The sequence below is a fragment of the Caulobacter sp. SRI_008 genome (assembly GCF_057586355.1).
Window position 1 is genome coordinate 49,069 of the sequence record NZ_JBYCZS010000025.1, and the last position, 13,415, is coordinate 62,483.

Here is a 13,415-nt window from a genome sequence, read left to right on the forward strand (position 1 = left end):
GCGACCTCCAAAGAGCGGCGTCGATCAACTTCGACACCCCGACGCTCACATGGGGAATGACGCGTGTAAACAGATAAAATTACGAACGTGATATTTTGTCGCCGGGCGTAAGCTCCGGGTGCGACCGGAGCGCGCAGGGGCGGGGTCGTTAAACGTGGTTAAGGCGGCGTTAACCATGCTCGTTCAGACATTCAGGGCATGGCCGTCCAATCCATCCGCAACGTCGTTGAATCGGCGATCCAGCGCGCTTCCAGCGCGACGGGGGTGGATTTCACGTTCCTGATGGGCACGGCCAAGCGCGAAAGCGGCTACAACCCTGCCGCCAAGGCCCGCACCTCCTCGGCCTCGGGCCTGTTCCAGTTCGTCGACCAGACCTGGCTGGCCACGCTGAAGAAGCACGGCGCCAAGTACGGCTACGCCCGCTACGCCGACCTGATCCAGCAAGGTTCCGACGGCAAGTACCGGGTGGCCGGCGACGAGGCCCGTAAGGCCGTGCTGGGCCTCAAGCTCGATCCGCACGCCGCCTCGCTGATGGCCGGCGAGCTGGCTTCGGACCACGCCTCCTACCTGCGCGGCCGGGTCGGCCGGTCGCCGACCTCGGGCGAGCTGTACGCCGCCCACTTCCTGGGTCCGCAGGGCTCGGCGCGGCTGATCGAGGCCGCCAACAACAATCCCGGCGCCAGCGCCGCCTCGATGTTCCCCGAGGCCGCGGCCGCCAACCGTTCGATCTTCTACCGCGAGGGCCGCGCCGCCACGGTGAGCGAGGTCTACGCCAACCTGACCAAGACCGCCGGCGGCGGCGGCGCGGTCTCCGCGCCGGCCGCGCGTGAGAGCCAGGCCGACGACGGCGAGGGCTTCCTGCAGTACGCCACCGGCCGCCGGATGGACCGCATCCAGCAGCAGCAGGCGGTGGTCGATCTGGTGCTGCGCGGCTCGCAGGGCTTCGACGGCGCCTTCGGGGCCGGCAAGAGCGAAGGCAGCAGCACGAGCCGCGTGGCCAACAGCCTGTTCTCGGCCGAGATGCTGCGCATGCTGTCGGACGCCAACGTCGGCTCGAGCGGCAAGGCGCGCTAAGCGCCCATCTCCCTGATCTCTTCCTCCGAATAGCCGAGCTCCGCCAGCACCGCCGCCGTATCCGCGCCGAGCGCCGGGGCGGGGCTGCGGGCGTGTTCTTCGATCCCCGGGAAGCGGGCCGGGGCGGCGGGCGAACGGACGCCGGCGGTCGTCTCGACGAAGCAGCCGGCGGCCAGGGCCTGCGGGTCCTCGACCAGGTCGCGCGGGGTCTGCCAGGGCGCCCAGGTGATGTCGCCTTCGTCGAGGGCGGCGGCGGCGGTCTGGTAGTCCATCGATCCGAAGGCTTCGTCGAGGATGTCGACCAGGGCGGCGGTGTTCTCGCGCCGGGCGCGGGCGCCGGAGAAGCGCGGGTCGTCGACCAGTTCGGGCCGGCCGACGGCGGCGGCGATGCGCGGCCAGTCGGTCGCGCCCTGGCGGGCCAGCAGGCAGATCCAGCGGCCGTCCCGGGTCTGGAAGAAGTTGGCCAGGGGCTGGACGGCTTCGCGGCGCGGGCGGGTCGAGGCCAGTTTGCCGAAGTGCAGCTGGATGGCGAGGTCGGAGCCGATCGCATAGGCGCCGGTGCGCAGCAGCGAGGTCTCGACCAGCCGTCCGACACCGGTCCGATGGCGCTCGTGCACGGCCGCCAGGATCGCCGAGACCGTGGCTAGCGAGGTCACGTGGTCGCCCATGCCGGTGCGGATCGGGAAGGGTTCGGCGCCCTTGGGCGCGGTCAGGGCCCCGACCCCGGCGCGGGACCAGAAGGCGGCGACGTCCATGCCCGGCTTGTCGGCATCGGGACCGGTGAGGCCGTAGCCGGTCAGGCTGCAGTAGATCAGGCGCGGGAAGGCGCTCAGCAGGGTCTCGTGATCCAGGCCCGCCCGGCGCAGGGCGGCGGGGCGGACGTTGGTCAGGAAGATGTCGGCCGTCGCGACGAGGCGTTTCAGGGCCTCCGCCCCGGCGGGGCTGCGGATGTCGAGCACGACCGAGCGCTTGCCGCGGTTGTCGAGTTCGAAGATCGGGTTGGCGGCCTGGTCGGCGCCGATGGTCTCGAAGAAGCGCCGCATCGGGTCGCCCTCGGGCGACTCGACCTTGACCACGTCGGCGCCCCAGTCGGCCATGATCCCGGCCGCGCCGGGGGCGGCGATGTAGGTGGCCAGCTCGACGACCTTGAGGTCCCGCAGCATCCGCTTCCTCCCGCTTTTCTCGTTGCGGGCAGGATGGGCGTTCAAACGCTCGTTGGAAAGCCCGCTCAGGCCGCGCCGCGAACCCCTTCGGCGCGTGGCTGGCGGGTGAGGGCGGCGGCGTCGGCCACGGCGCGGGCGACGCCCGCCACGCTGACCGGCTTGCGCAGCACGGTGTCGGCGCCGGCCTCGGTGCACTCGCGGGCCTCGTCGGCGTCGCCGCCGATCACGGCGATGATCGGCATGTGGCCGTTGGCGCCGGGCAGGGCGCGGATCTCGGCGGCGGTCTCCGGACCGTCCAGAACCGGCATGCGGCCGTCGAGCATCAGCAGGTCGAACTCGCAGACCTTGGCCAGGTCGACGGCGCGACGGCCGTTCTGGGCGTGGACGACCTGGTGGCCCAGCTGCTCGAGGATGGCGCGCAGCATGGCGGCGTTGAGGGCGTCGTCCTCGGCGATCAGCACGCGCAGGCTGCGCTGGACGTCGGGGGCCTGATCGGCGGCGGCCAGGGTCTCCTCGACCGGCTCCTGCGGGCAGGGGGCGGCGACGTCGTAGGGCAGCAGCAGGGTGAAGCAGCTGCCGACGCCCAGGGCGCTGCTGGTCTCCAGCGCGCCGCCCATCAGCTTGGCCAGCTGGCGCGACAGCGACAGGCCAAGGCCCGCGCCGTTGACGCCGGCGCCGGTGCGCTCGACCCGGCGGAAGGGCTCGAAGGCCTGCTCCAGTTCTTCGGCCGACAGGCCGGGGCCGGTGTCGGCGACTTCGATGGCGATGCGGTCGCCGCGCGGCTCGATCCGCACCTCGACCCGGCCGCGGACGGTGTACTTCACCGCGTTGCCGACGAGATTGGCTATGATCTGGCGGGTGCGCATCGGATCGGCGACGGCGGCGCCGAGGAGGCGGGCCTCCAGCGTCGGATCGACGTGGACGGCCAGCTCCAGGCCCTTGGCCAGGGCGTGGGGGCGTTCCAGCAAGGCCAGGTCGCGGACCAGGCGGACGGGCTCGAAGGCCTGGCGCTCGACGGCCAGGCGGCCGGCCTCGGCGGTCTCGGCGTCGAGCGTGGCGTTCAGAACCGCGATCAGGTCCTGGGCGGCGTCGAGGGCGGCGTTCAGCTGCTCACGCGACGGCGCGGCGCGGCCGCCTTTGCCGGCGGCGGCGGCCAGCACGTGGGTGACGCCGGTCAGGCCGTTGCGGATCTCGTGGCTGAGGGTGGCGACGATGTCGGACTTCGAGCGGGCGGTGCGTTCGGCGGCCTCGAGCACGCGCAGGCGTTCCTCGATCAGGGCCTCGTGGGCGACGGCCAGGGCGTGCTGGCGGCGCAGCATGCGGTTGAAGATCATGGCCATGGCCATGGCGAGCGCCAGGCCGCCCCAGGCCATGACGCCGGCCGAGCGGCTCTCGGGCCGGCTGAAGAGGGCGACCAGCGGGCCAGCGGCGGCCACGGGGGCCACGACCATCAGGCAGGGCAGCACGGGGGCGGCGAAGAAGATGCAGACCATGCCGGCGGCGGCGGCCAGCAGCAGCAGGGTCTCGCGGGCCGGACCGGATCCTTCCGCGAAGGCGGACATCTGCACGACGGCCAGCGCCCACAGCAGGCCGCCCGCGACCTGAAGCCGCATGCGGCGGGTCAGGTCCTCGGCCTCCGGGGTCCTCAGCCAGTTGGTGACGCCGTAGAACACGCCCCAGTTGATGGCGAAGACCGCGAAGGTCATCGTCATCCACAGCGCGTTGGCCGCGTGCGATCCCGCCCAGACGAAGAACGGCAGGCTTACGGCGAAGATGGCCAGGGCGTAGGGCAGCAACGCTCTCTGCACGCCGAGGGCGAGCGCGGTGTCGGCCCCGGGCCTGGTCAGGTCTTGGGTTCGGCGCTCGGCGAGCAAGAATCGGATCCTCGGACAGTCAGGGGAGGACGCTATGCGCTCACGGTTTGCGGCTGGTTACGGGGTATCGTTAATCGGGGAGGTATCCAGGGCAAACAATCGTTAACGCTAACCGTCACATTGTTTGATTCGACGTTCATTCGCAGAAGGCCAGGCCCATGGCCACGACCCGCGCCGCGCTCACCACCGACGACATCCGCATGCTCGTGAAGGGCGCGACGCCTGACGAGCGCGCGCTGGCCGCTCACAAGCTGTGCCGCAAGATCGACCGCGCCGAACTGAGCGAGGACGAACGCCTCCAGGCCCAGGACATCCTGCGGGTCATGGCCGCCGACGCCGCCGAGCTGGTGCGCCGCGCCCTGGCCGTGACGCTGAAGACCTCGCCGCTGCTGCCGCCGGACGTCGCCAACCGCCTGGCCCGCGACGTCGAGAGCGTGTCGCTGCCGGTGATCAGCTTCTCGCCGGTGTTCAACGACAACGACCTGGCCGAGATCATCCGCCTGGGCGGCCCCGTGCGCCAGATGGCCATCGCCCGCCGGCCCAAGCTGTCGAGCAAGGTCACCGGCCTGCTGGTCGACCAGGCGCCGGAAGACGTCGTGGCCGCCGCCTGCGCCAACGACAACGCCCGCTTCTCGGACATGGCCCTGCAGAAGGCCCTGGACCGCTTCGCCAAGTCGGAGACCGTGCTCAAGGCCGTGGCCTACCGCTCGGTGCTGCCGCTGTCGGTGACCGAGCGCCTGATCGACATGGTCGGCGACCAGCTGCGCGAGCACATCCTCGACAACCACGCCCTCTCGGCCGAGCGGGCGCTGGAGATCATCGTAGGCGCCAAGGAGCGGGCGACGATCGACCTGGTGGACCAGGCCGGCCGCACCGCCGACCCGCAGGCCTTCGCCGCCCATCTGCACCGCGCCGGCCGGCTGACGCCGTCGCTGCTGCTGCGGGCCGTGGCCCAGGGCCACATGACCTTCTTCGAGTGGGGCCTCTCCGAGCTGGCCGGGGTTCCGCATCACCGCACCTGGCTGATGGTGCACGACGCCGGGGCCCTGGGCCTGAAGGCCGTCTACGAGCGGGCCGGCCTGCCGTCGCGCCTGTTCCCGGCCTTCCGCGCCGGGGTCGACGCCTATCACGGCATGGAATTCGACGGCCGCCCCGGCGAGCGCGAGCGCTTCCAGGAGCACATGCTGCAGCGGTTCCTGACCTCGTCCCAGGCCGTTTCGCGCGAAGAGCACGACTACCTCCTCGACAAGCTGGACCGCCTGGCGGGCTTCAAGGCCCGCGCGGCGGGGTAGGGCGTCCTTCTCCCCTTGAGGGAGAAGGTGGCGGCCGTTCCCGAGGAACCTCCCCCTGTGGGGGAGGCGATCGCGCAGCGATCGGAGGGGGGAGTTGGCGCGGGATCGGCCAGCGGCTCGAAAGCTGAAAACGTCCCCCCACCGGCCTTCGGCCGCCTCCGCCACAGGGGGAGGTTCCTTGGCGTGCGGCTTCGCCCTCACGCGGTGAACCGCTGAGGGTGTGGAGAGGGCGCGGGGCGTCCGGGCCTCGCCCGGAGTTGTGAGTTTGAATACCGTTTCGACGAAGCTGGACGCCCCGCGCGATCGTTCTATCCCTCAGGCCGGGGCGCGCGGGCCTTTTCCGCCCTTCACCCCCTTCGGCGTATGCCTTCCCCGGAACCGGGCTGTAAGCTTCGCTAGCCATCGCGTGCAGACAGAAGGCGCCGGAGCGGACCCTCGGACGGGCGGGAGCCGATACAGGCAAGCTCCCGATGGATGGGTTTACGTCCTCCATCCTCATTTAAGCCGTTCGGCCCTGCTCACACAGCTCCGGCGGCCCCGCTCGATCGCATCGCCATCGCACGCTTCGGGCCGGATCCTTGCGCCCTCTCCCTGCGACGGGACGGGTCCATTATGCAGCGGGTTTCAGCGCGTCTGATCCAGAGCGCTGAGAAAGTTGCAAGCGGCTGGATTGGTTGGGGTCTTTGGCGCGATCGGCGGGGATAGAGGGCGCTCTATTCCCGTCAGCGACCCTTCTCCCCTTGCGGGAGAAGGTGGCGGCCGAAGGCCGACGGATGAGGGGTCTCTCAGATGTGAGACGCTTCGCCCGGCCTGACCGCTCCACGCGGTGTTGGGTTTTGAGAGACCCCTCACCCGACCTGCTTCGCAGGCCACCCTCTCCCGCAGGGGGAGAGGGATCCGTTGTCCCGCTTTCGCGGGGATTTTACGGGGGAGGGGAAGGCAAGCGCTTCGGAAGCTGAAAACGGCCCCCCTCCGTCGCTCCGCGACACCTCCCCCAGAGGGGGAGGGTCCCTATTCCGCCGGCAAACCCGCGCCCGCCGCGTTGATCCAGCCGACGATGTCGCCGATGACTTTCGCGTTGGCCTGGTCGAAGGCGGCGACGATGGCGCCGACGCGGTTGTCGGAGGCTTTCACCCTGGCTTCGAACAGCTGGTCGCCGACCAGGGCGCGGTCGCCGGTGCGGTTGATGACGCCGCGCACCTGGACGACAATTTCGGGCGGGGCCTTGGGGCCGTTCACATAGGCGGCCTCGAAGGCGCGGACCTCGAGCCGGACCACCATCTGAGCCTTGGCCACCTCGCCGCGGCCGATCAGGCGGGCGCGGCCGGGATCGGCGTCGAAGGCCCGGGCGATCGCCTCGTCGAACTGCACGCTGGCCGGGGCGATCCAGCGGGCGTCGGCGACATAGGCCGCCTCGCCGCCGGGGCTGGTGGTCAGGATGCGGTCGCCGGCCGAGGGGCGGGTGAAGACCGTGGGGGCCTTGAGCACGCCGAACATCGCGCCGGGCGGACCCTTGGCCGCCGCCGGAGGCGTGGTTCCGAAGCGGTACATGCCGGACGGCTTGGCCTTGGGGAACACGCTGATGCAGGCCGAGAGGCTGAGCGCCAGGCCGAGGGCCGCCGCGCCGGCGACCAGGGTCTTGATCCGGAATGCGCTCACGGCTTGATCTCCACTTCCTTGGCCGGGGCCTTGCCCACCAGGCCGCGCGGGTTCTGCTCCACCTCGCCGACCAGGCGGTCGAGCGACTCGGCGGCCGACTGTAGGGTGACGATGGCCGAGGACAGCTGCGGCAGGCCGGTGGAGGCGAAGTCGCTGGTCGGGCCTTCCAGGTTGCTGACCATGGTCCGCACGTCCTTGGCGGCCGCCTTGATCTCGTCGGCGGCCGCGCCGAGGTCCTTGATCGCCTTGCGGCCGTCGCCGTCGACCACGCCCTGGGTCGAGCGCGACAGGTTGGCGATCTCCTGGGCCGTCGTGTCGATGCTCTGCAGCGCCTTCTGGGCGTCGGCGATGATCTCCTTGCGCTCGCGCAGTTCGGCGGTGACCGACTGGACGTCGGACAGGCTGGCGCTGAAGGTCTTGATGTTGCGGTCGGAGAGCACGCGGTTGACGCGGTCCAGGGCCTCGATCGTGCGGGTCAGCACCGTGCCGCCGCCTTCCAGCAGGTCGGAGAGGGCGCTGCGCTGGCTGCGGATGATCGGGATGTCGCCCTTCTTGACCGTGTCCTTCAGCAGCGGCTTGGTCGAGGTGCCGGCGGTCAGCTGGATGTAGTTGACCCCGGTGATGCCCTGCGGCTCCAGCGTGGCGTAGCTGTCGACGCGCACCGGCACGTCGGAGGTCAGGCGGGTGTGGGCGATGACGCGGTTGGGATCGGCTTTGTCGAGCTCGATCTTGGTGACCTCGCCGACCTTGATGCCGTTGAAGTGCACCTCGCCGCCTTCCGACAGGCCGCGCACCGCCCCGACGAACAGCACGTCGTAGAGGTCGTAGTCCTTGTTGAACTGCAGCTTGGCCAGCCAGACCACGAACACCACCAGACCCATGAACAGGATCAGGCAGGCCGCGCCGACGAGGGCGTAGTTGGCGTTTCTTTCCATCAGCGGCTCCTCGCCGTAGCGCCTTTCCCGGCCGCGCGTCCGCGCGGGCCGAGGAAGTATTCCTGAATCCAGGGGTGGTCGGAGTGTTCCAGCTCCTCGACGGGGGCCTGGGCGATCACCTGCTTGTCGGCCAGGACGGCGACGCGGTCGGTGATGGCGTAGAGGCTGTCGAGGTCGTGGGTGATCATGAAGACGGTCAGGTCGAGGCTGTCGGACAGGTCCTTGATCAGCTCGTCGAAGGCCGCGGCCCCGATCGGGTCGAGGCCGGCGGTGGGCTCGTCGAGGAACAGCAGTTCGGGGTCGAGCGCCAGGGCCCGGGCCAGGCCCGCGCGCTTGCGCATGCCGCCCGACAGCTCGGCCGGCTTCAGCGAGCCGGCGCGGGCGGGCAGGCCGGTCAGGGCGATCTTCAGGTCGGCCAGTTCGAGAATTTCGCTCTTGGGCAGGCGGGTGTGCTCGAACAGCGGGGCGGCGACGTTCTCGCGCACGGTCAGGTTGGAGAACAGCGCGCCCTGCTGGAACAGCACGCCCCAGCGGCGTTCCAGCGCCGTCCACTTGCGGCGCGAGGCCTCCTGCATGTCCTCGCCGAACAGGCGGATGACGCCGCCGTCGGGGGCCTTCAGGCCGATGATGCTGTTGAGCAGCACCGACTTGCCGGTGCCCGAGCCGCCGACCACGCCCAAAACCTCGCCGCGTTCGACGGTGAGGTCGAGGTTGTCGTGCACGGTGTTGTCGCCGAAGCGCGAGACCAGGCCGTCGACCTGGATCGGCGGGGCGGCTTCTTCCGGTTTGGTCGCTTGAGCGTGAGCGGCGGTCATATGTCGAGCTCCATGTAGAGCAGGGCGAAGACCGCATCGATCAGGATGATGGCGAAGATGGCGTGGACCACGGCGGCGGTGACCCGGCGGCCCAGCGACTCGACGTCGTTGCCGACCTCCATGCCCTGGCGACAGCCGATGGCGGCGATGACCATGGCCATGACCGGGGCCTTGGACATGCCGATCCAGAAGTGGGTGGCGCCGACATAGTCGGTCATCCGCTGCAGGAAGAAGCTGGGCGAGAGGTCCAGCACCACCCAGACCACGACGATGCCTCCGGCGAGACCCGCCAGGGTGGCCACGAAGGTCAAGAGCGGGATGGTCAGCAGCAGGGCCGCGAAGCGGGGCAGGACCAGGGCCTCGTAGGGATCGACGCCGATCACCTGCATGGCGTCGATCTCCTGGTTCATCTTCATCGAGCCGATCTCGGCCGCGAAGCTGGAGGCCGAGCGGCCGGCCAGGAGGATGGCGGTGATCAGGATGTTGAACTCGCGCAGCACCGACACGCCGATCAGCTCGACGCTGAACACCTGGGCGCCGAAGTCGGTCAGGAGGTTGGCGCCCAGCAGGGCGACGACCGCGCCGATGAAGAAGGTGGTGGTGGCCACGATCGGCATGGCGTCCAGGCCCGCGCGCTCGGACAGGGAGATGATCGGGGCCCAGCGGATCTTGCGCGGATTGACGATGCAGCGGCCGATGGCCGTCAGCAGGTGGCCCAGGAACACCAGCGTGCCGTAGCCGTCGTGCAGCAGGTCGAACAGGCCGCGGCCGATGCGGTCGAGCAGGGCGACGAAGCCGTGCAGGCGGTTGTCGGGCGGGCACTCGACCTGGATGGCGTCGCCGACCAGCTCCAGCAGGCGCAGGGTCTGCTTGCGGGCCTTGATGTTCCCGGCCGTCAGCCGGCCGTCGGCGGCGCGGATGATGGCGTAGGCGCCGGCCGTGTCGCAGCGGCTCATGCCGGTCAGGTCGAGGTGGAACTGGTCCGAACCCTTCATCGCCTCGGCAAGGCGCAGGCCCGCGTCGGCCATGCCGCGCGCCGTCCAGTCCCCGGACAGGACGACCGACTTGCCGTCGTCCTTGTCTTCCAGGGTGAATTCCGCCCGTACGCCCATATACCGCGCTGATCCCTAGGTTGCTGACTCAGCCTAACAGGGACTGCGCCGCCGGCTCAAACGCGTCAAGGCGCAGCTTGTTGCGTCGTAATCGTGGCGCGACCCGGATGATCGGTCTTGCAGCTTTATGCGGCGCCGCCGCAATGGCGCCGTCAAACCGCGTTAATTCACCGTACGGTTCGTAGCGCCGAAGCGGCGCGCGGCATAGAAGGGGCCGCATGGAATTCGGTACGTTTAGCCGTCGCGGCGCGCTCGGCGCGCTGTCTCTCGGAGCTCTGGTCGCCATGCTCCCCCGTGTTGCCGCAGCGCAAACCGACACGGGATCGGCCGGTGAGCCGTTCTCGCCGGACATCCTGCGCGACATGGCCCAGGCCCTGGCCAAAAAGCCCTACCGCGCCCCGGCCACGGGCGGGAACAAGGGCCTGGCCGGCCTGTCCTATGACGACTATTTCCGCATCCGCTTCCGGGCCGAGCACGCCCTGTGGGCCGATCGTCAGCCGCCGTTCCGCGCCGAGTTCTTTCCGCCGGCCTATCTCTATCCGCGCGTCTTCCCGATCCATGAGGTCGAGGACGGGGTGGCGCGGCCGGTGCCGTTCGATCCGGAGATGTTCGACGTGCCCGGCGAGCACGCCGGCGCGGCCAAGGCCATCGGCGGCTTCTCGGGCCTGCGCCTGCTGTGGCCGCTGAACCGGGCCGACAAGCTGGACGAGATCGCCGTCTTCCAGGGCGCCAGCTATTTCCGCAGCCTGGGCCGCGACCAGTTCTACGGCCTGTCCTCGCGGGGCCTGGCCATCGGCGCCGGCGAGCCCAACGAGGAGTTCCCCAGCTTCGAGCGCTTCTGGCTGGAACGGCCGGCCGACGACGCCGAGACCGTCACCGTCCACGCCCTGATGGACAGCCCCAGCTGCACGGGCGCCTACAGCTTCCTGATCCGTCCGGGCCAGTCGGTGGTGTTCGACGTGACCGCCACGATCTTCCCCCGCGTGCGGATGACCAGGATGGGCGTGGCCGCCCAGAGCAGCATGTTCCTGTTCAATGTGTCGGACGGGCCGCGCGGCGACGACTTCCGCACCGCCGTGCACGACAGCGACGGCCTGGCCATGCTGACCGGGACCGGCGAGCAGATCTGGCGGCCGCTGACCAACCCGACCGCCCACCGCCTGTCATACTTCCAGGACGAGAACCCCAGGGGCTTCGGCCTGGTGCAGCGCGCCCGGCGGCTGGAGGACTACGGCGATCTGGAAGCCCGCTATGACCTGCGTCCCAGCCTTTGGGTCGAACCGCTCGGCGCCTGGGGCAAGGGCGCGGTGGTGCTGGCTGAGCTGGCCACCCGCAAGGAGAGCGACGACAACATCGCCGTCTTCTGGCGGCCGGACGCGCCTTGGGAGGCCGGCTCGCGCGTCGATCTCTCCTACCGCCTGCACTGGGGCGGCGAGCGGCGGGGCGACGGCGAGGCCAGGGTGGTGCGCACCCGCACCGGGGCCGACGCCCAGGCGGGCCTTAGGATGTTCACCATCGACCTCTCCGGCCCGATGCTGGCCGACGGGCTGGACGGGGTGAAGCTGCAGATCGAGGCCAAGGGCGGCCAGACCACCTGGAGCAACATCACCCCCTATCCGCGCGAGGCCACGGTGCGGGCCGCCTTCGGCCTGAAGCCGACGGCCAGCCAGGCCGAGCTCAGCCTGCGTCTGGTGCGCGGCGACACCCCGATCTCGGAGACCTGGCGCTACCTCTGGATGGCGTGAGCGCCGGCCCGAAAAGCGACCTTCCGCCACACCCCGCGCAAGCTTTAACGGCTCGACAGGCGGTCATTTGCGGCTGGGCCGCCCGGGTTTCAATCTTGGTTAATGAATTGCCGTCACGGCTCTCCTGACCAGGATTTTCAGTGACTCGGGGTGACGGCATGAGCGCGCAGAACCAGCTCGACCAGCGCATGAGCTTCATGCGGTTCGACCACAAGGACCGCGCCGCCCTGCGCGCGGCCAAGCCGCTGATCGACGCCGAGATCAACGGGGCGCTCGACGCCTTCTACAGCCAGGTCCGGGCCTATCCCGAGACCCGCAAGATGTTCTCCAACGAAGCGCACATCGGCAGCGCCCAGACCCGCCAGTCCTCGCACTGGCGCCGCCTGGCCACCGCCGAATACGGCGCCGACTACCAGCAGGACGTCGCCCGCATCGGCAAGGCCCACGCCGTCATCGGCCTGGAGCCGCGCTGGTACATCGGCGGCTACGCCCTGGTGGCCGAAAAGCTGATCCGCGCCATGGTCGAAAAGCGCGCGAAGGGCCTGTTCGCCAGCGCCAAGAACGACGCCGAGCTGGCCGACGGCCTGGTGGCCCTGAACAAGGCCGTCATGCTCGACATGGACCTGGCGATCTCGACCTATCTGGAACTGCTGCAGGACGAGCGCGACCAGCTGGAGGCCGAGCGCGCCAGCGCCGAACAGCGCCAGGCCGACGCCGTGCGCGCCGTGGGCGACGCCCTCTCGCGCCTGGCGGCCGGCGACCTGTCGGCCCGCGTCGACGGCGCCCTGTCGCCCGAGTTCGTCAGCCTGAAGTCCGACTTCGACCAGGCCGCCGCCGCTCTTGCGGAAGCGATGGGCGCGGTCGACCGCGCCACCCGCGGCATCCGCTCGGGCGCCGACGAGATCGCCTCGGCCGCCGACGACCTGGCCCTGCGCAGCGAGCAGCAGGCCGCCACCCTGGAACAGACCGCCGCCGCCGTCGAACAGCTGACCTCGACCGTCGCCAAGACCGCCCAGAGCGCCCGCGAGGTCTCCACGCGCGTCGGCGAGGCCGCTACCGAGGCCCAGCGCTCGGGCGCCGTGGTCACCCGCGCCGCCGAGGCCATGAGCCAGATCGAAAGCTCGTCCAACCAGGTCAACCACATCCTGGGAGTCATCGACGAGATCGCCTTCCAGACCAACCTGCTGGCCCTGAACGCCGGCGTCGAGGCGGCCCGGGCCGGCGACGCGGGCAAGGGCTTCGCGGTCGTGGCTCAGGAAGTCCGCGCCCTGGCCCAACGCTCGGCTGACGCCGCCAAGGAGATCAAGAGCCTGATCTCCGACTCCAGCCGCCAGGTGGGCGAGGGCGTCGAGCTGGTCCGCCAGACCGGCGACGCCCTGCGCGGCATCGTCGACAAGGTCGGCGCCATCGACAGCCTCGTCAACGAGATCGCCGCCTCGGCCAACGAACAGGCCACGGCCCTCAACGAGGTCAACAGCGCCGTCGGCCAGCTCGACCAGGTCACCCAGCGCAACACCGCCATGGCCCAACGCTCGACGGACGCCACCCGGGCGCTGCGGGCCGAAGCGGCGGACCTGGCCAACCACGTCGGCGGGTTCAGGATCGGCGGGGCGGGTCACTCGGCCCAGCCGACCCGCTACGCCGAGCCGGAACACCCAGTGCACGCGGCGCGGGCCAAGGTCGCCGCTTTCGCCCGACCGGGGCGGTGAGGGCGGTTCTTCTAGCTCTGAGGTTTTGAGAGGGGCG

The 13,415-nt window shown here is 70.3% G+C and carries 10 protein-coding genes; 4 read left to right on the forward strand and 6 right to left on the reverse strand.

Translation table 11 applies throughout. The features are described 5' to 3' along the window. Positions 1–198 precede the first annotated feature (198 nt). The gene (locus AC2YHT_RS20280) at positions 199–1,074 is read left to right on the forward strand and encodes a lytic transglycosylase domain-containing protein (protein WP_487291703.1); all 876 of its coding nucleotides are present in this window, start codon (positions 199–201) and stop codon (positions 1,072–1,074) included. On the opposite strand, the gene AC2YHT_RS20285 is transcribed toward AC2YHT_RS20280, so the two are convergent. Both AC2YHT_RS20285 and AC2YHT_RS20290 read right to left on the reverse strand, forming a co-directional pair. Beyond that, entirely contained in the window at positions 1,071–2,237 is a 1,167-nt protein-coding gene (locus AC2YHT_RS20285) for a CaiB/BaiF CoA transferase family protein (RefSeq protein ID WP_487291704.1), read from the reverse strand. The genes AC2YHT_RS20280 and AC2YHT_RS20285 overlap by 4 nt on opposite strands. A gap of 65 nt (positions 2,238–2,302) precedes the next feature. Further along, complete coding sequence (locus AC2YHT_RS20290) at positions 2,303–4,111, reverse strand: ATP-binding protein (protein ID WP_487291705.1); 1,809 nt, start codon at positions 4,109–4,111, stop codon at positions 2,303–2,305. Positions 4,112–4,269: 158 nt separating this feature from the next. Between AC2YHT_RS20290 and spbR the strand changes: the two genes are divergently transcribed. Further along, positions 4,270–5,403, forward strand: coding sequence for a pole-localized protein SpbR (spbR, locus tag AC2YHT_RS20295; protein ID WP_487291706.1), 1,134 nt, complete (start codon positions 4,270–4,272; stop codon positions 5,401–5,403). Between the two features lie 1,011 nt (positions 5,404–6,414). Here spbR and AC2YHT_RS20300 read toward each other — a convergent pair. From AC2YHT_RS20300 to AC2YHT_RS20315, 4 genes are read right to left on the reverse strand one after another with little or no spacing between them, the layout of a single operon-like run. Next, entirely contained in the window at positions 6,415–7,062 is a 648-nt protein-coding gene (locus tag AC2YHT_RS20300) for an ABC-type transport auxiliary lipoprotein family protein (protein ID WP_487291707.1), read from the reverse strand. Continuing rightward, positions 7,059–7,997, reverse strand: a complete 939-nt coding sequence (locus AC2YHT_RS20305; RefSeq protein WP_487291708.1) for an MlaD family protein — start codon at positions 7,995–7,997, stop codon at positions 7,059–7,061. The genes AC2YHT_RS20300 and AC2YHT_RS20305 overlap by 4 nt, the downstream gene beginning before the upstream one ends. Next, entirely contained in the window at positions 7,997–8,812 is an 816-nt protein-coding gene (locus tag AC2YHT_RS20310; RefSeq protein WP_487291709.1) for an ABC transporter ATP-binding protein, read from the reverse strand. Before AC2YHT_RS20310 ends, AC2YHT_RS20305 begins: the two co-directional genes overlap by 1 nt. After that, entirely contained in the window at positions 8,809–9,924 is a 1,116-nt protein-coding gene (locus AC2YHT_RS20315; RefSeq protein WP_487291710.1) for an MlaE family ABC transporter permease, read from the reverse strand. Before AC2YHT_RS20315 ends, AC2YHT_RS20310 begins: the two co-directional genes overlap by 4 nt. A 284-nt stretch (positions 9,925–10,208) precedes the next feature. Here AC2YHT_RS20315 and AC2YHT_RS20320 point away from each other — a divergent pair, with 284 nt between their 5' ends. Together AC2YHT_RS20320 and AC2YHT_RS20325 are read left to right on the forward strand one after the other, a co-directional pair. Continuing rightward, entirely contained in the window at positions 10,209–11,669 is a 1,461-nt protein-coding gene (locus AC2YHT_RS20320; protein WP_487291711.1) for a glucan biosynthesis protein G, read from the forward strand. A 158-nt stretch (positions 11,670–11,827) separates the two neighbouring features. Further along, positions 11,828–13,378, forward strand: coding sequence for a globin-coupled sensor protein (locus AC2YHT_RS20325; RefSeq protein WP_487291712.1), 1,551 nt, complete (start codon positions 11,828–11,830; stop codon positions 13,376–13,378). Positions 13,379–13,415: the final 37 nt, after the last annotated feature.